This is a genomic window from Roseovarius salincola, from assembly GCF_026891095.1.
Classification (GTDB): Bacteria; Pseudomonadota; Alphaproteobacteria; order Rhodobacterales; family Rhodobacteraceae; genus Roseovarius; species Roseovarius salincola.
The window spans coordinates 19,196-36,922 of the sequence record NZ_JAPTNL010000009.1 but is presented as its reverse complement, the minus strand read 5'-3'; the positions used below and the strand labels follow the sequence as shown (position 1 = coordinate 36,922).

General features: G+C 61.5%; 18 protein-coding genes and 1 riboswitch. Of the genes, 6 read left to right on the top strand and 12 right to left on the bottom strand.

Annotated elements, in window-relative coordinates; all coding sequences use genetic code 11:
* Positions 1–73 precede the first annotated feature (73 nt).
* From metK to miaB, 8 genes are all read right to left on the bottom strand, one after another.
* A complete protein-coding gene (gene metK / locus N5A93_RS11135) occupies positions 74–1,240 on the bottom strand; it encodes a methionine adenosyltransferase (RefSeq protein ID WP_268955167.1) in 1,167 nt (388 codons plus the stop codon).
* 8 nt (positions 1,241–1,248) lie between these two features.
* A riboswitch (SAM-SAH riboswitch) is annotated at positions 1,249–1,296 on the bottom strand.
* Positions 1,297–1,335: 39 nt separating this feature from the next.
* Entirely contained in the window at positions 1,336–2,871 is a 1,536-nt protein-coding gene (gene lnt, locus N5A93_RS11130) for an apolipoprotein N-acyltransferase (RefSeq protein ID WP_268955166.1), read from the bottom strand.
* Positions 2,864–3,754 carry a transporter associated domain-containing protein gene (locus N5A93_RS11125; protein ID WP_268955165.1) on the bottom strand — a complete coding sequence of 297 codons (891 nt, stop codon included), beginning with the start codon at positions 3,752–3,754 and terminating at the stop codon, positions 2,864–2,866. The genes lnt and N5A93_RS11125 overlap by 8 nt, the downstream gene beginning before the upstream one ends.
* 47 nt (positions 3,755–3,801) lie before the next feature.
* Positions 3,802–4,302, bottom strand: coding sequence for an rRNA maturation RNase YbeY (gene ybeY / locus N5A93_RS11120; protein ID WP_268955164.1), 501 nt, complete (start codon positions 4,300–4,302; stop codon positions 3,802–3,804).
* 85 nt (positions 4,303–4,387) lie between these two features.
* Positions 4,388–5,401, bottom strand: coding sequence for a PhoH family protein (locus tag N5A93_RS11115; protein ID WP_268955163.1), 1,014 nt, complete (start codon positions 5,399–5,401; stop codon positions 4,388–4,390).
* A 148-nt stretch (positions 5,402–5,549) separates the two neighbouring features.
* Positions 5,550–5,846, bottom strand: coding sequence for a hypothetical protein (locus N5A93_RS11110; protein ID WP_268955162.1), 297 nt, complete (start codon positions 5,844–5,846; stop codon positions 5,550–5,552).
* A 13-nt stretch (positions 5,847–5,859) separates the two neighbouring features.
* On the bottom strand, positions 5,860–6,432 hold the full coding sequence (locus N5A93_RS11105) for an OmpA family protein (RefSeq protein ID WP_372922591.1): 573 nt from the start codon (positions 6,430–6,432) through the stop codon (positions 5,860–5,862).
* Between the two features lie 222 nt (positions 6,433–6,654).
* Complete coding sequence (miaB, locus tag N5A93_RS11100) at positions 6,655–7,995, bottom strand: tRNA (N6-isopentenyl adenosine(37)-C2)-methylthiotransferase MiaB (protein WP_268955161.1); 1,341 nt, start codon at positions 7,993–7,995, stop codon at positions 6,655–6,657.
* 106 nt (positions 7,996–8,101) lie between these two features.
* Here miaB and N5A93_RS11095 point away from each other — a divergent pair, with 106 nt between their 5' ends.
* Entirely contained in the window at positions 8,102–8,971 is an 870-nt protein-coding gene (locus N5A93_RS11095) for a glycosyltransferase family protein (protein ID WP_268955160.1), read from the top strand.
* Positions 8,972–9,349: 378 nt separating this feature from the next.
* On the opposite strand, the gene N5A93_RS11090 is transcribed toward N5A93_RS11095, so the two are convergent.
* Both N5A93_RS11090 and N5A93_RS11085 read right to left on the bottom strand, forming a co-directional pair.
* Positions 9,350–10,459, bottom strand: a complete 1,110-nt coding sequence (locus tag N5A93_RS11090; protein ID WP_268955159.1) for a Hint domain-containing protein — start codon at positions 10,457–10,459, stop codon at positions 9,350–9,352.
* A gap of 369 nt (positions 10,460–10,828) precedes the next feature.
* Entirely contained in the window at positions 10,829–12,394 is a 1,566-nt protein-coding gene (locus tag N5A93_RS11085; protein WP_268955158.1) for a Hint domain-containing protein, read from the bottom strand.
* Positions 12,395–12,630: 236 nt separating this feature from the next.
* On the opposite strand from N5A93_RS11085, the gene N5A93_RS11080 reads away from it, so the two are divergent.
* Both N5A93_RS11080 and N5A93_RS11075 read left to right on the top strand, forming a co-directional pair.
* The gene (locus N5A93_RS11080; protein WP_268955285.1) at positions 12,631–12,996 is read left to right on the top strand and encodes a hypothetical protein; all 366 of its coding nucleotides are present in this window, start codon (positions 12,631–12,633) and stop codon (positions 12,994–12,996) included.
* A gap of 124 nt (positions 12,997–13,120) precedes the next feature.
* A complete protein-coding gene (locus N5A93_RS11075; RefSeq protein WP_268955157.1) occupies positions 13,121–13,450 on the top strand; it encodes an arsenate reductase family protein in 330 nt (109 codons plus the stop codon).
* A 66-nt stretch (positions 13,451–13,516) separates the two neighbouring features.
* Here the strand turns inward: N5A93_RS11075 and N5A93_RS11070 are convergent, their stop codons facing one another.
* A complete protein-coding gene (locus N5A93_RS11070; protein ID WP_268955156.1) occupies positions 13,517–14,482 on the bottom strand; it encodes a LysR family transcriptional regulator in 966 nt (321 codons plus the stop codon).
* 100 nt (positions 14,483–14,582) lie between these two features.
* On the opposite strand from N5A93_RS11070, the gene N5A93_RS11065 reads away from it, so the two are divergent.
* Positions 14,583–15,248: a sulfotransferase family protein gene (locus N5A93_RS11065; protein WP_268955155.1), complete on the top strand. Its 666-nt coding sequence runs from the start codon at positions 14,583–14,585 to the stop codon at positions 15,246–15,248.
* A gap of 181 nt (positions 15,249–15,429) precedes the next feature.
* A complete protein-coding gene (locus tag N5A93_RS11060) occupies positions 15,430–15,822 on the top strand; it encodes a hypothetical protein (RefSeq protein ID WP_268955154.1) in 393 nt (130 codons plus the stop codon).
* A 173-nt stretch (positions 15,823–15,995) separates the two neighbouring features.
* Here the strand turns inward: N5A93_RS11060 and N5A93_RS11055 are convergent, their stop codons facing one another.
* A complete protein-coding gene (locus tag N5A93_RS11055) occupies positions 15,996–16,628 on the bottom strand; it encodes a tyrosine-type recombinase/integrase (RefSeq protein ID WP_268955153.1) in 633 nt (210 codons plus the stop codon).
* 213 nt (positions 16,629–16,841) lie between these two features.
* Here N5A93_RS11055 and N5A93_RS11050 point away from each other — a divergent pair, with 213 nt between their 5' ends.
* Positions 16,842–17,624 (top strand): methyltransferase domain-containing protein, encoded by a 783-nt coding sequence (locus tag N5A93_RS11050; protein ID WP_268955152.1) that lies wholly within the window; start codon positions 16,842–16,844, stop codon positions 17,622–17,624.
* The last annotated feature ends 103 nt before the right edge of the window (positions 17,625–17,727 follow it).

The following is a 17,727-nucleotide window of genomic DNA, read 5'->3' as shown; positions in this document are numbered from 1 at the left end:
GTTCTGTACATAAACCCAAGGGTGTGGGCGGAATTTCGTACAAGATGAACGAAATTCCGCAAGTGCCACAAGGTCAGACGGATTTTTTCAGCGTCTCGACAAGGTCGGTTTTCTCCCAGCTGAAGCCGCCATCGGCCTCAGGCTCGCGCCCGAAATGGCCATAGGCCGCGGTGCGCTGGTAGATCGGTTTGTTGAGCTCGAGCGCCTCGCGGATACCGCGCGGGGTGAGGTCCATCGAGGCGCGGATGGCTTTCTCGATCGCCTCTTCGCCGACTTCGCCGGTGCCGTGGGTGTCGACATAGATCGACAGCGGCCTGGCGACGCCGATGGCATAGCTGAGCTGAAGGGTGCAGCGTTCGGCCATGCCGGCGGCGACCACGTTCTTGGCGAGGTAGCGCGCGGCGTAGGCGGCCGAGCGGTCGACCTTGGTCGGATCCTTGCCCGAGAAGGCCCCGCCGCCATGCGGCGCGGAGCCGCCATAGGTATCGACGATGATCTTGCGCCCGGTCAGGCCCGCGTCGCCATCGGGGCCGCCGATGACGAAGGTACCGGTCGGGTTGACCCACCATTCGGTCTTGTCGGTGATCCACTCGGCGGGCAGGACTTCGCGGATATAGGGTTCGACGATGGCGCGGATGTCGTCGCTGGTCTGGTTCTCGTCCTCGTGCTGGGTCGAGAGCACGATCTGCATGACCTCGACCGGCTTGCCACCTTCGTAACGCAGCGATAGCTGGCTTTTCGCATCGGGGCGCAGGGTCGGTTCGGCGCCGGATTTGCGGGCCTCGGCCAGACGGCGCAGGATCGCGTGGCTGAACTGGATCGGGGCGGGCATGAGCGCATCGGTTTCATTGGTGGCGTAGCCGAACATGATCCCCTGATCCCCTGCCCCGTCGCGATCGACCCCTTGGGCGATATGGGCGGATTGTTCATGCAGGAAGTTCAGCACGTGACAGGTGTTCCAGTGGAATTTCTCCTGCTCGTAGCCGATGTCGCGGATGCAGTCGCGCGCGATCTGCTGAATGCGGCCCATGTAGTTGCGCAGGATTTCCTGATCCGAGAGGCCGACCTCGCCGCCGATCACGACCATGCCGGAGGTGGCGAAGGTTTCGGCGGCAACGCGGGCGTTGGGTTCCTCGGCGATGAAGGCATCGAGGATCGCGTCCGAAATCCGGTCGCAGACCTTATCCGGGTGGCCCTCCGAAACGGATTCGGAGGTGAAGATATAGTTTTGGCGGGACATATGTGAGTTGCTCCATTGGGTTTTGCCGTCACGCCAGGAAGCCGTTGTGACGGATTGATGTCGTGGTTACGCCCCGCCCGCGGGCGCGTCAATCGCTATCTCGGTCGCAAGGCGCGCCGGTGTTGCAGGAATGACAGCCCAAGGAGGAAAGCCGCGAAAAGAAGAGCGGGCGCATCGCCCATGCGCGCATAGATTGTTTGCGCCAGCGGCGCGGGCAGTCTGACGTCGCGCCAGCCCGCCTGCCCCAGCGGGATCGAGTCCACCACCCGGCCCGCCGGGTCGATCAGGGCCGAGACCCCGGTATTGGCGACGCGGATCATCGGCAGCCCCTGTTCGGCGCTGCGCAGGCGCGCCTGCGCGAGGTGCTGATAAGGTCCGGATACCTGCCCGAACCAGGCGTCATTGGTGATGAGCAGCAGCATGTCGGGGCGCGAGCGCGCCGCGCGCACATCCTGCGGAAAGACGCCTTCGTAGCAGATCAGCGGCAGCGCCTGCCCCAGATCGCCAAGATCGACCAGCCGCGCCCCCGGCCCCGGCGAATAGCCATTGCCCGCCTGCGCGGCAAAGGCCGTGATGCCGAAGCGCTGGAGCGTGTCGCCAAAGGGGATGTATTCGCCGAAGGGCACCAGGTGATGCTTGTCGTAAAGCGCCCCGACCTGCCCGGAGGCGTCAAGCAGCACCAGCGAATTGTAAAAGCGCAGCCCCTCGGTGCGCTGCATGCCCAGCACCACCGGCACATCGCCAGCGGCATCCGAGATGGCGGCGAGCGTGGGGTCGGCGCGCTCGAGCAGCACCGGCACCGCCGTTTCCGGCCAGACGATGAGCGACGGGGGCGCGCCCGGTGTTTCGGGGGGTGCGGCGGTGAAATCGATCTGGCGCGCGAAGAAGACCGGGATCTTTTCGGGGTCCCATTTTTCATGCTGGGGGGCGTTGGGCTGAATGATGCGCACGGTGGGTGCACTGGCGCCGGCACCGGGCGCGGGTGTGAGCAGGAGCCCTGCCCCATGCAGCGCGGCGAAGGCGGTCAGCGTCAGGGCGGCAGGCAGGCGCGGGCCGGCCAGAATGTGCCAGAGGGCGGTGGCCGCGCCCGCCACAAGCGCGCTCAGCAGGAGCGCGCCACCAAGCGAGGCCCAATGCAGAAAGGGCGTGGCGATGAGCGCATGGCCCGTCTGCGCCCATGGAAAGCCGGTCAGAAGATAGGTGCGCGCAGCCTCGCCAAGCACGAGGGCGGCGACAAAGGCGGGGGCACGCCCGCCCGCAAGCCGCGCCAGCGCGAAAGCGGCGCCCCAGAAGAGGGCCAGCCCCACAGAAAGCCCGATCAGCGCGAAAGGCGCCATCCAGCAGTGGCGCGCGGCATCCACGAGGAAAGGTTCGACGATCCAGTTGAGCGAGAGGGCGAAATAGCCCGCGCCCCCGGCGAGGCCGGTCATGAAGGCCGACTTCCAGCCCGGTGCGGCAATGCGCAGGATCGCATAGAGCAGCGCAAGGCCCGCGATGGTGAGCGGCCAGATCCCCCAGGGCGCCTGCCCGAGCGCCGCCAGCGCCCCGAGAAGCCCCGAGAGGATCAGGCGGCTGCGCGGCCGCAGCCCCGCGATCCAGGCGGCAAACCGGCTGGCCGTGCTCTCAGCCATCCGTATGATCGGGCAGGCGGACGCGCAGGCGCTTGATGCGGCGCGGGTCGGCGTCGATCACCTCGATCGAGACACCGGAGGGGTGTTCGACCACCTCGCCACGCACCGGCACACGCCCGAGCAACATGAAGACAAGGCCGCCAAGGGTGTCGATCTCTTCCTCGTCGACCTCTTCGGTTTCGGTCAGCGACAGGCCGATTTCGGTTTCGAACTCCTCGAGCGGGGTCTTGGCCGCGGCGAGGTAACTGCCCGGGCTTTCACGGGTGAAATACTGATCGTCGTCGATATCGTGCTCGTCCTCGATCTCGCCGACGACCTGTTCGATCAGGTCCTCGATGGTCACGAGCCCGTCAACGCCGCCATATTCGTCGATCACCAGCGCCATGTGGCGCCGTTCGGCCTGCATCTTCTGCAGGAGGACGCCGATGGGCATCGAGGGGGGCACGAAAAGAAGCGGGCGCAGCATGTCCTTGAGCGAGAAGCGCCCGCCCTTGCCGTTGAAGCCGTGGCGCAGGGCGAAATCCTTGAGGTGGACCATGCCGATGGGACTGTCGAGCGTGCCGTCATAGACCGGCAGACGGGTCATGCCGCTGTCGCGGAACATCTCGACCAGCTCGTCGCGGGTGATGCTGGAGGGAACCGAGACGATCTCGGCCTTGGGGATGGCCACGTCCTCGACGGCCATGTCGCGCAGGTTGCGCAGGCCGGGCATGCCGACCAGCGGCGCGCCGCCGCCTGAACCCGCTTGCGCCTCGCTGTCGTCGCCGGGGCTGAGCGCCCCGATGATGCGGCGGAAGAAACCGCCATTGTCCTCGTTACTGTCCTGCCCTTCGGGCTGCGCGCCTTGCGCCGCGTTAGAGGAGTCGTCGATACTGTCGCCCATCGTCTCTTTTTTCCGTTGGCGGGGCGCGGCGCGCCCCCTGAAGTTACTCAATATGGGTCACTGACCCCCAGTTTGCCAAGTATGGCGGCTTCGGTTCGTTCCATCAAAGTGGCATCCGGGTCACGGATGTGATCATAACCCAGCAGATGCAGCACGCCATGGACGACCAGATGCGTCACATGGTCCGGCAGGGATTTGCCGCTGGCGGCGGCCTCGTGCTGGCAGGTGTCGAAGGCGATGGCGATGTCGCCAAGCGCGTTATCACCGTCCTGGCCGCTTTCTGGCGCTGGCGGGACGGGGCGCGCGCCGGGGGCCGGTGGCGCGATGTCGAGGGCGGGCCAGGAGAGGACATTGGTGGGCGCCGGACGGTCGCGGAAATCGGCGTTGAGCGCGGCGATGCGGGCATCGTCGCAGCCAAGCAGCGCGATTTCCCAGGCGTCGGGATCAAGCCCGAGATGGTCGAGCGCGGCGCGCGACGCGGTCTCGGCAAGCGTGGCGAGATCCACCGCCTGCCAGCGCTCGTCCTCGAGAATGGTATCGGTCAGCATGTGGCAGATCTCCGGGGGCGCCGCCCCCGGACCCCCGGGATATTTCAAAACAGAAGAAGACCCATCGCGCGCGGGCGCGGGGCCGTCAAGAGGGGGTGTCGGCTTCATAGGCCTCGATGATGGCCGCGACGAGCGGGTGGCGCACCACGTCGCGGGAGGTGAAGTAGTTGAAGGCGATGCCGGGAATGTCGCCGAGCAGGCGTTCGGCGTCATGCAGGCCACTGGTCACGCCGCGCGGCAGGTCGATCTGGGAGCGGTCCCCGGTGATGACCATGCGCGAACCTTCGCCGAGGCGGGTCAGGAACATCTTCATCTGCATGGAGGTGGCGTTCTGCGCCTCGTCGAGGACGACGAAGGCATTGGCCAGCGTGCGCCCGCGCATGAAGGCGAGCGGTGCGATCTCGATGCGCTTTTCCTCGATCAGCTTGGCGAGCTGCTTGCCGGGCAGGAAATCGTTGAGCGCGTCGTAGAGCGGCTGCATGTAGGGGTCGACCTTTTCCTTCATGTCGCCGGGCAGGTAGCCGAGTTTCTCGCCCGCCTCGACGGCGGGGCGGCTGAGGATGATCCGGTCCACATGGCCTTCGATGAACATCGACACGCCCACCGCCACGGCGAGATAGGTCTTGCCGGTGCCCGCCGGGCCGATGCCGAAAGCCAGTTCGCTGGCGAAGAGCGATTTCACATAGGCCTTCTGCGCGTCGGTGCGCGGTTCGACCAGTTTCTTGCGGGTCTTGATCTCGACCCGGCCGCCGCGGAACATTTCGAGCTGGTCGCCATCGCGGGTGCCGGTCTGGTCGGCGTCCGCGCCCATGCGCAATTCGCGGTCCACGTCGCCCGATTCGACCGACTTGCCGGTTTCGAGCCGTTGGTAGAGCGCCTGGAGCACCTCGATCGCGTCGCGCGCGGCGCTTTCCTCGCCGACGACGGCGAGCTGATTGCCGCGCCGCAGTATCTGCACGCCGAGATTCTGCTCTATATCCGCGAGGTTACGGTCATATTCGCCGCACAGGTCGATCAGCAACCGGTTGTCAGGGAACTCTACCAGCGCTTCGTGAAGCGCGTCGGGGCCGGGAGGCGATGGCAGTTCGGTCGTGACCAAGCAAATCTCCTGTGAAAGCGTGTCTGGAGATGATCGTGCCAAGCGGCGCGCGAAGGTGCAAGCGTGTTGGTTGAAATGTCATCGTTTCGTAACGAAAAAAGCCGCAGGCGGGTGCCCGCGGCCATTTCTTTGCGCATCCGGAAGGATGTCAGCGCGGGTCAGGCAGAGACGACCCGGACTTGAACGGACCGGTCGCCACGGTCGGCGGGGCGACGCCCGAGCAGACCGGCTTGCCGTATCTGTCGGTACGGGCCGAAAGATAGCCTTCGAGACCGTCGTCGATGATCCAGTGATCGCAGCCGTTGGGATCGACCCAGATGCCGGCCTGAAGCTGGCTGAGATGTTTGGAATCGATGCCCCGATCACGGCTTTTGTCTTCGGGGACGGCGCAGGCCGAGAGCAGGCCGATGGCGGGAAGGATCAACGCGATTTTAAAGCTTTTCATGGTTACAACCCCTTCAGCGCCAGCACATGATTTCGACACGACGGTTCTGCGCCATGCCTTCGGCAGTATCGTTCGATGCCTTGGGCATCCGTTCGCCATAGCCGCGCACCGAGGCGATCCGGGCACCCATGGAGCGGGCCACGCTGGCGACCGCATCGGCGCGGCGCTGCGAAAGGCGCATGTTGTATTCATCCGATGCGCGGCTGTCGGTATGGCCGACGATCGAGTAGGAGACCGCGTTGGCGCTGCGGAAGAACTGTTGCAGATGGGCGCGCCCCGACGCGCCGATATGGGCGCTGTCGGTCGCGAAATACTGATCGGTGTCGATGGTGCCGCAGAGATTGACCTCATGGCAGACCGGGCGGCCATCGCGGGTTACATGCGGCGACATGTAGCCTTCGGCGCCGTCATCCATGACCCAGTGTTCGCAGCCGTCGGGATCGATCCAGATGGTGGGGATATACTGCTCGCCCTTGACGGTGCGCTGCTGCGCGATCCCGGCATCGGCTGTTACCGCAAGTCCCAGGGCAATGGCGGCCAGCCCCCCCAGAACACCTCGTACGCTTTCAAAATACTCTCTCGCCACGGCCAGTGCCCCTTCTACCTTTGCAGTCGCTGCGCCGTGAGCGGGGCCATACACGCCCCGCGGCGGCAGCTGTTTCCAGTTTTATCAACCGTCGCGGCAAAGTGAAGGTTTATTATCGGGATATTGTCATTCTTGTGGCAACAATGCCCTGCAATTGCCACAATTGGGGTCAATCCGGCATCAACGCGGTTCCGCCGCGGTGGGCGCCCGTGCCAGCCCGGGTCAGCCCGTGGCGGCACCGGTCAGCCGCCCGGCCAGCGAATTGGGGCCGCTTGCGGTGATCTCGACCTCGGCAAGGTCACCGGGCGAGAGGTCGCATGCGTCCACATGGACCGCGTGCAGGTAATCGGACTTGCCCACCATCTGCCCGTCAAAGCGGCCGGGTTTTTCGAACAGCACGCCGACGCGGCGCCCGACCATGGAGTCCTGGGCGGCGCGCTGGTGATGGGTGATGCGCGCCTGAAGGCGCTGGAGGCGGTCGGATTTCACATCCTCGGAGAGCTGTTCGCGCTCGGCCGCCGGGGTGCCGGGGCGGGTGGAATACTTGAACGAGAAGGCGTAGCCGTATTTCACCTCTTCGATCAGGTCGAGCGTGGCCTGGAAATCGGCCTCGGTCTCTTCGGGGAAGCCGACGATGAAATCGCCCGACATGAGGATATCGGGGCGCGCGGCGCGGATGCATTCGATCAGGCGCAGGTAGCTTTCGGCGGTATGCTGGCGGTTCATCCGCCTGAGGATGCGGTCGGAGCCCGATTGCACCGGCAAGTGCAGGTAGGGCATCAGTTTGTCGCATGCGCCATGCGCCTCGATCAGGTCGTCGCTCATGTCGTTGGGATGCGAGGTGGTGAAGCGGATGCGCGCCAGACCGTCGATGCCGTCGAGCGCGTGGATGAGGCGCGCGAGCGACCAGTCGGCGCCGTCCGGCCCGGTGCCGTGATAGGCGTTGACGTTCTGCCCCAGAAGGGTGATTTCGCGCACGCCGCGATCCACCAGTTCGCGCGCTTCATCCAGGATGCGGGCGGCGGGGCGGCTGGCTTCGGCGCCGCGCGTATAGGGGACGACGCAGAAGGCGCAGAACTTGTCGCAGCCTTCCTGCACGGTCAGAAAGGCGGTGGGGCCGCGGCGGGCCTTTGGGCCGCGGGATTTCAGGGCCTCGAACTTGTCATCGGGCGGGAAATCGGTGTCGAGCGCCTTTTCGCCGCCACGGGTGCGGGCCTCCATCTGGGGCAGGCGGTGATAGGATTGCGGGCCGACCACGAGATCCACCAGCGGCTGGCGGCGCATGATCTCTTCGCCCTCGGCCTGGGCGACGCAACCGGCAACGCCGATCTTGAGGTCGGGATTGCCATCCTTGAGGGCGCGCAGGCGGCCAAGTTCGGAATAGACCTTTTCGGCGGCTTTCTCGCGGATATGGCAGGTGTTGAGCAGGATCATGTCGGCATCATCGGGGCGATCGGTTTCGACATAGCCCGCGCCGCCCATGGCCTCGGCCATGCGTTCGCTGTCATAGACATTCATCTGGCAGCCATAGGTCTTGATGTAGAGTTTCTTCGCCTCGGCCATGAGGGCGGCTCCTGCGTTTGAGTCAGGGGGTTGGATTACATCAGATCAGGGGTGTCTTGCAATGCGTGACGAATTGACCGAGTCTGCGCCAAAACGGATGAGTGCGATGCGGTATTCGAGCCTGGACGATTTTCTGAAATACGGTGGCGAGGCGCTGGCCAGGGGGCCGGTGGCGGTGGTGCTGGTGGAGGATGAGGTCGAGCTGGGATCGACCATGCGGCATCATCTGGATTGCGGGTTCCGCGAGATTCTGGCGCTGATGCCCGAGGCCTTCGCACTGCCCGAGGATGTGGCGCCCAAGATACGGCGGATCGACCATGACGTGACCGTGCGGGGCGATGGCATCGCCGCCATCAACCGGCTGATCGGGGCGGCACCGGGTATCTGGATGTATTACTGCTACAATGCGGAATACCTGTTCTATCCGTTCTGTGAGACGCGCACGGTGGGCGAGATGCTGGGCTTTCACACCGAAGAGAGGCGCGATGCGATGCTGACCTATGTGGTCGATCTTTATGCCGGAGACCTTGCGCGCCATCCCGGCGCGGTGTCGCTGGAGGATGCGCATCTGGACAGGTCGGGCTATTACGCGCTGGCGCGCAATGACACGGGCCAGCACAACCATCCGAAGGAACGCCAGCTCGATTTCTATGGCGGGCTGCGCTGGCGCTATGAGGAGCATATCCCCGCGCCGCGCCGCAAGATCGACCGGATCGCGCTGTTTAGGGCGCGCGAGGGGCTGACCCTGCGGGAGAACCACACGTTTTCGGACGAGGAATACAATACCTATGCCTGCCCCTGGCATCATAACCTGACGGCGGCGATCGTGTCGTTCCGCACCGCCAAGGCGCTGAAGCGAAACCCGGGATCGACCTTCGATATCGACACGTTCAAGTGGCACAACTCGACCCCTTTCGAGTGGCATTCGCGCCAGTTGCTGGACCTGGGGCTGATGGAGCCGGGGCAGTGGTTCTGAGGCAATGGCGGGCCGGTGGTCGGTTGATCATCCGCCAAGGTCCCGGTGCCAATGTGCGGATTTCCACCTGCGGCTGAACCGGCGGCAGAGCGCAGCGAAAAAGGCTCACCCCGGGAGGTGAGCCTTTCTTCAGGAGGCGGCGGGCCGTCATTCCTGGGTCGTCTCGAGGGCTTTGGGCTCACGCAAAACCCGGCGCGCGTGTTGAAAACGGCAGCAAGCGAATGACTGCTCCCAGCCCTTCCACGACATTCGTACATGGTGCAGCATGAGCCCTGAGACCGCAAGTATGGGCGGACTCCGGTCATTCGCTGCAATCGCGAAGGTCTCGTGTCAGGAAAGAAAGAGTGGACATTCACCGCCAGCACGCGGACCTATTGGTTAGGCGCTTACGCGCAATACCTGCGCCTCAAACCGTTTCAGCGTGTAACGCGCAAGTTCATAGCCGCAATTTTTCTTTTCAAGTTCAGGGAAAAGCGCGACAATCTCGTCCCGCTCGACCGGCGTAACCGCTTCAAGCGACTGCTGACCGGGGTACAGGCTTTCGACCGGACTGGCCTCGGCAAAGACGATCTGATGCTGATCGAACAGGAAATGCCAGTATTCGATAGTCTCACATTGGATGATGCGGATCGTATTGTCATTTACCAGATGTTTGGCGGCTACCAACACCTGTGCCTCACCGAACAGCAGCTCAGCCCTGGCGCCCGTGATAAGAACCCGGTGATTTTGCGACACCCAAAGATCGCGCACATTGCCGATCGCCCCGCGACGGATACGCACCGGCGCATTCGCGCCAACACCAGCGGTTTGGGTGCCGCCGATCCAGCGAATGCGCTGCGGCCCTTCATCAACTGTGTTGACCATATCGCCCGCTTTCAATGTTTCAATCGCCTGTGGACCCATGGGAGTTTCGATCAGAGTGCCCGAGGCGAAACACACTATGTTGTTCTCGGTAAGGATGTTGAGTTCGCTGGAAAATCGCCCGTCCGAAATCTCTCCGCCCGAGATTACCCCATCGCCATTCAAGTCGATATCTTCGTTGGTGGGCACCTCTAATGGTCCATTGGTGGACTCCAGCGTACCCAGAATATCCACACCCGCCACCGCCGCCATTTCACCCAGAACCGGCGCGCCGCCGTCGGTCGATGTCAGCGCGCTTGCATCAAACTCCAGATACCGGTCGCCCATCGTATTGCGCCCGACCTCTATATCTACACCCCCACCAGGCGGAGCATCGTATTCATATAGGGGCACATCGTAGAAATAATCCGAGGCGTTGTCGTAGACCGTAATGCCTACAATAACTGAATCGTCAGTTAGTACCCCATCCTCGGTCGCACCTTCGACATGATAGACGATAATATCGTCATCTTCGAAAATGGCCGTACCATCATGAATCATTAACTCACCCCCACCACTTGCATTGGTATTGGTTTGAGGGTCTCCAATGATACTGAAACCATTCAACAACAGTGTTGTATTGGCCATTACTGCACGTTTCCTGCCTCGAAGCCGGGTCTTTTGCCCGTTTTTTGTCTCTCCAGTATTAAGGCGAAAATGTGGCGCAAATAGGGCGGAGTTTGACGGCGGGGGTAGGTTGTCCGCGCTGCGGGCTTTCAAATGGCCGATAATCTTGCAACAGTTGCGATGGTCCGGAATTATGAACCATGACCCAGCGGTGGAAAGGCATGGCCAATGGCATGCTTGGGGCCTTGAGTGGCGCTGATGATTTGGTTGCGGCGAAGGTTGTCACCGCGCCTCCACATGTCGGCTCTGTGTCCAAAGCGGAGGGATCGTTACTTCGTCAAGTGTAAGCGCCGAATACCTGATGCGCCATAGATTTGGTAGTCATAGGTACTATGCGGCAAGCAGACGAGCTTCGTGCTTGCGCAGGCACGGTCGGGCGGTTTTGCCGTAGGCATTCGGGTTAGATCGAAGTTCCGGGAAAATGGTGAACATCTCTTCGCGCGACTGAGCGGAAATCGCCGAAATACCCACATCGCCTGCGTGGAAACTTTCAGTCGCCGCGCCTTCGGCATAGACCACTTCGTGCTGGTCCAGCATCACGTGGAAATACGTGACCTTTTCGCGCTCGACGACCCGCACGTCTTTGCCATTGACCAAATGTTTTGCGGCGGCAAGCACTTCGCTTTGGCCGAACAGGAGCTCTGCCTTGTATCCGGTGAAAAGCAGTCGATGTTGTGGAGACACCAAGAGCGGCCTACGCGCGTTGTCCATGACGGTGGAATTGATAGCGATGGGCGCGAAGTTGCCCCGCCCTACGACCGTGCGCTGACCGATCCAGCGGATCGGCTGCGGACCATTGTCCCTTGTTATGATCAAGTCTCCCGCCTTGAGTGTTTCAATCGCGCGCTCACCGTATGGCGTCAGGATCCGTGCACCGGGCGTAAAGCAAATAATGTTCTCAATTTCCGAGAAGGTGACGATGGTCCCGTCGGCGAGGGCGAAGTTGCCTGACAGCCCGCCTGTGGCGTCGTCGGTGTTCGTGAAGGTAATGTCGTTATAGCTGACATCTGGCGTCAGTTGCAGTGTGTCGCCATTCGTTTCACCTGTCTCGCCGCCAGTGATGGTTATCGTGGAACTTCCCGCCTCACCGAGGTCTTCCAAAACGAAAAGGTCGTCGCCGTCTCCGCCATCGGCACTGTCGCCTTCAGCGAGATATATCTCGTCGTCACCCAAGCCGCCAAAAAGCTGGTCAGCACCAGTGCCGCCGACGAGCGTGTCGTTGCCGTCCTCGCCAAATACAGTATCGTCGCCAAACCCTGACACGACATAGTCATTGCCAGCGCCTGCCGTAACCGAGTCGTTGTTGCCGCCTGCGGTACCCGGCTGCAGTGGGTTGCCATCGTTATTGTCGATCCGATCGCCTTCGAGATCCCCGGTGTAATTGACGTCAATGACATCATCACCGTTCGTGCCTTCGACGATGTAATCGGGAGCGGGTTCGGATCCGAGGTTCTGAACGTCGATCCTTCCGTTTCCGAACGCATCCATCTCGACCTGCGTCGCGTTGTCATCGGGCAAGAAGGCCAAGCGGGTCATTTCGCCTGCTAACGGATAGTCCTGAACCGTTATGACATAAACCGCATTACCTTCGAACTGGTCCGGCACTTGACCCGCGCCTTGATTGTTTTGCGTTGGAAGCTCCCCAGACAACTCAAAGGTGAAGTCATACAGTGTGCCGCCTATCTCGACCTGAGTATCGGGATCGGGCGCGCCACCATTCGTGTCGAGGATCAGATCGCCATTCGTGCCGGACTCCACCAATGTGATTTGCGTCGCCGGATCGCCCGTCAGGTTGAGCGCGGGATTGTTGGCGCTGTTGCTGTCTGTTCTGGCCCAAAAAGTCCACATATCGTAGTTCCACCCGCATTTCCGGTTAACGGCGAAAACCGTTTCCATATTGGATACAGACGGTTGATGGCGGAAAAGCGCACGGTTTTTGTCGAATGTGGGATAAGTTGTGTCACCAATACGCTGTCTTCTCAGCTTGCAACAGCGAAGGCCACATCGCCGACGAACGTGTCACCGCCCGGGACCACTGCTGGAGAATTTAATACTGCCATCACGAAGCGATGTCTCGGCCTAAGCAGAGCTCAGCGACAAATGGTGAAAAATCCCGTACTGCGTGAGTTCAAATGAGCTTTGAATTTGCTCTCACAGCAAATGACCGGTTTTGCGGGCCGCACTGCAGCGATGAAGTTTATCAGTCAACGGCGGCTACGGGCCGGAAACGGCGGGCATCACTTGGGAAAAATCAGTATCCGCTGAAAGTGTCACTTTTTCTCGCGCTCTGCTTTTTCTTCTTTGGTCAATTTGTTGTTCCAGGAATTATTGCTCAAACCCAACTCGCGTGGAAGAGGCTTGGTTTTCCCGATGCTGACCTTGCCGCCGTTGTTCAGGAATTCCTGAATAAGCGCATCATCCGTGGTTTCTTTGGGGACTTTTTTCATGAGCATATGACTACCCCATCACGCGCACTTGTGTCACGCCTCATCTGGTGAAAGATCGCCTTGGTCGCTCATCATTCGGAAGAACCAGCAGAGCTGCATCAACACCTATCGAATTAGTTGCGCTGGCGGCGTGGATGCATGCACTTGCAAGAATATCGGCAGAGGGAATTACAACATGATGATCTATGGATTGAACACCTGCGCTGTTTGTCAGAAGGCCCGAAAGGCGTTGGAGTCACACGGCAAGGACGTCAATTTCCGCGATGTCCGGGCCGACCCGCTGAGCGAAGCTGAACTGGCTGAGTTGATTGCAGAGTTCGGGGATCGGTTGGTGGATCGAAAATCGAATGACTACCGAGGGCTCAATGATTGGCTGAAGAACTCGGAGGCAGAGGCGCAAATCTCCGCCCAGCCCAAGGTGATGGCACGCCCGGTAATCCGTGATCGGGATATGCTTTACCTCGGTTGGGACAAGGCGGTTCAAAGAGCTTTGCTTCCGGTTTGATATCTCGAATTGTGAGGCATGGTTCTCGGACGGTAGATATTAAATATCAGACCTGCCCGCTTGGAATCAGGCCGGTGGCGCCAGGAGTTCCACCACTCGCGTCTCGACCTTTGCGTTGGCCTCTGCCTGGACCGTCTCGTATGTATCCATCAGCAGGGTTCTGAGCCAAAGATTTCCAGGATCGCGGCTCAGCCGTGACGACCATACGAAGCGCACTGGAAAGCGCTCCGGCGTCACTGCCGGGCGCAGCGCGCACAACTTGTGTAACTCCATTTGCTCCGCCATCAACACGGCGGGCAGCGTCGTCAGCAGGTCGGTCCCGGCAAGGGCGGCTCCGACAGCCGAAAACTCGCCGATCTTGGCGCCTATCCGCCGCGCGGTCGCCGGATCGTCCTTGCGCGCATCGACGGGGCTCAGGGTGTTGGTCGCAATCTTGACCTGCAGATGCGGCCATCGCGCCCAGGCCTCTGCTCCCCAATCCGTCACCGCCGGATGATCCGCGCGGGCGAAGCTGTACCAGCAGAACGGCTCCATCTCGCACTCATCAAGACCCTCGGGCAACCGCAGCGCGCCGCCCACGTGCGCGACGTCAATCAGCCCGTCCGCCACCGCATCGTAGATCTGTGTGCTGACATTCACCCATTCGAGTGTCACCCCGGGCGCCTCCGTCCAGACCCGGGCCAGGATCGCCGCGACCAACGACGGGGTCGACGGCATCATGATCCGGAACACCCGGTCACTGATTGCTGGATCGAACGGATGGCGCGGCGCGAGCATCCGGCGCAGGCTGCGCAGCACGGGTCGAACTTCCTCGATCAGATCGAGGGCGTAGGGGCTTGGCTGCATGCGCCCGCCGACCCGCACCAGAAGTGGATCATTCAGCTGTGTCCTGAGGCGCCCGAGCGCATGGCTCACAGCCGAGGGCGTAATCGCCAGCCGGTCGGCCGCTGCGGACAGCGTGCTCTCCTCCATCAGCGCCTCGAATGTGACAAGCAGGTTCAGGTCGATCCGATGGAGTTGAATTTCGTTCATTGGCCCTGAATCCGTTTCGTTTCCTGAAAAGAGCTTTTCGTGAGACAAAGATGACACTCCGGAGCGCAACATCAAACATCCAATCACAAGGATCAATGCGATGACTCTCAAGGTAATTGGCTCCGGTTTTGGCCGCACTGGCACGATGACGATGAAACAGGCCCTCGGAACGCTCGGCTTCGGCCCGACGCATCACATGACCGAAGTGATGGCCCATCCAGAACAACTCGCCCACTGGAAGGCGATCTTCGCCGGTCAGGATGTCGACTGGGCCGAGGTCTATGCCGGCTACAGGTCGCAGGTCGACTGGCCCGGCGCATCGGTCTGGCAGGAAGCCTCCATCGCCTTTCCTGATGCGAAGGTGATCCACACCGAACGCCCGGAAGACGACTGGTGGGCCAGCTTTAACGGCACCATCGGCAAGTTCTTCGCCCTGATGGACACATTAGAACTGCCGCCCGAATTCGCCGAAATCTTCGGAACCATGAAGGCGGGCCTCCTGCCGCGCGCCCTCGGCGACTTCACCGACCGCGACAGCGCGATCGCCAGCTACCGCGCAAACAACGCCCGCGTCCGCGAGATCATCCCCGCCGACCGGCTCCTTGTCTTCAACGTCGCCGAGGGCTGGGAGCCGCTCTGCCGCTTTCTCGATGTGCCGGTCCCGGACACACCCTTCCCGCGCAGCCACGCCCGCGACGAGTTCTGGGCGCATTTCGGCGGCGAGCCGGAGACGCCCGCCCCGCAGGCCGCCGCCGCGACAGGCTGACCGGAGTCGGTACGCGCAGGTTCGGCGTGCCCAAACGGGTGTCGAGCGCGTGCTCGACACCCCGAAAGCCGACGTTCCAAACCGCAATGTCCGGTCCGAATTCTGGAACCTGTTCGGCGGCGAACCGGCGCTCGCATGACTGTGATCCGGTGATCCGGTGATACGGAGAAGGAGCAAGTTCATGTTCACATTACAATGTCACCACATGGCGATCAGCGCCTATACCGCTCTGGCTGTGTTTTCAGCGCCAGCCGCCTGGACCCAGGAGGCTTGGATGGTCGTGACCCACGAGGTCGAAGATTTTGATCGATGGCAGGCGGCCTTTGACCACGCCCTGCCAACCCGTCGTGCGGTAGGTGAGATAGCGTCCTACATTCTGCACAATCCCAATGATCAAAATGTGGTCACCGTCTGGTTCGAATGGGACACGATGGAACGGGCGCAGTCTTGGGCGGCCGATCCCGCATTGGCAAACGGCATGACCGCAGCAGGCGTGATTTCAACTCCGGTCTTCTCTTTCCGCGACATCGAGTCGACGCCTGGCAAGAGACGAGTCGCCTTGGAACGTCGCTGAGAGCCTCGTCAAGTACAGGACCTGTTCGAAGCACGCTTTGTCCCGCAGACCGTGAGTTCGCGTCGTCCCGACCGAGCAGCCACAGCGAAAGGCTGGTTCGATGAAGCTGCATCGCGTGAGAACAGAAGCGGTGAATGTCTCCTTCGGGCCGTCAGTGAAGACGGCCCATGCCATTAGATTTCGATAGCTTCGGCGATAGCCAGCGCATCTTCGAGCTCGACGCCGAGGTATCTGACGGTGCTGTCCATCTTCGTGTGACCCAACAGAAGCTGAACCGCGCGCAGGTTGCCGGTCTTTTTGTATATTTGCGTCACCTTTGTTCTTCGCATCGAATGCGTGCCATATGCGCTGGCCTCGAGGCCAATGGATGTCACCCACTCACGGACAATCCGCGCGTACTGGCGAGTCGAGATGTGAAGCCGTTCGTGAAAACGACCAGGCCAGAGGTATTCGGATCCGACCATGAGCGGCTCCCGCATCCACCTTGAGAGCGATGCCCGCGTGCCTTCTGAGATTTCGAAGCGGACGGGTTTCTGCGTCTTGCTCTGCAGAACCGACGCGCGTTCCTTGATTTGGCCTGACGCCATGACATCGACCACCTTCATCTTCACCAGATCGCAGCCGCGCAGCTTGCTGTCGATGGCAAGATTGAAGAGGGCCAGATCACGATGGTTCTCCGCCAGCTCCAGACGCACCCTGATCGCCCAAACATGTTTGGGCTTGAGCGGCCTTTTCTGACCGACGATCCGGCCCTTGTTCCAAGCTGGGCGCAGTGCGCGGATGGCGGGTAAGTTTGATATTTCCATGACGGATCCTCCTATCCACCACGCCCTCCCCCATCGACAACCCGACGTTGACAAGGCATGATATCACAAGATGCTGCGACGCATTCGGAGTCTGCTGTGAGCCCGTAGCCGCCGCCCCCAAGCTTGTTTCGGGCCGCGTCTGGTCAACGCCAAGACATGGGCATCTCCACTTGCTATAGTGAGTTCGACAGCAACCGACATTGGATCTTCGCGATGGCTGAGCTCGAATATACCAATGCAGCGGCGCGCAAGCTGGAAGACATGTATCGGACCGGCGATGTTATCGCCCAACGTGTTGAGACGCGCCGTCTGCTCAAGCCGTGCGCGGGAGAGACGGTCATCGATATCGGATGCGGCCCGGGTTTTCTGTGCGAAGAGATCGCGGATGCTGTAGGCACATCAGGCCGGGTCATCGGCATTGATGTTTCTCAGGACTTCCTGAGTTTGGCGACAAGCCGGAACCACCGATCATTTCTTGAGTACAGGTTCGGCGACGCGACAGCGATCGATGCGCCCGACCAGAGCTTCGATGCCGCGGTGTGCGCGCAAGTTGCCGAATACATTCCAGATGTTGACCGAGTGCTGACGGAGACGTATCGCGTGCTCAGGCCGGGCGGCCGCGCCCTGTTCGTCGCTACGGACTGGGATACCCTTGTCTGGCACTCAGACAAACCCGAAAGAATGGACGTGGTGCTCAAGTCTTGGGAGGCTCATTGCGCGCACCCGCGACTGCCCCGAAAGCTGGGTCAGCGACTCAAGAGAGCTGGATTTACGGTTGCAGAAGTTAGCACCTTCCCGATCGTCAACCTTACCTGGAGCACGTCAACCTATAGCGAGGGGCTGGCCGATCTGGTTCGAAGCTTCGTATCTGCGCAAAACGAAATACCGCTGGATGTCCTCGCATTGTGGCGTGAGGAACTTGAGGAGCTGAGTTCGGCTGGAAACTACTTCTTCAGCATCTGCCGCTTCATGTTCCTGGCATGCAAGCTTGGATAGTGTCCGCTTTGTCCGGCTCTGCCGACCTTCACCCTCCGAAAATGCTGCGTGATGCATGAACGGCTGATCTGGTGAGGCTGCACTACGGCAAAGGCTTCACTCG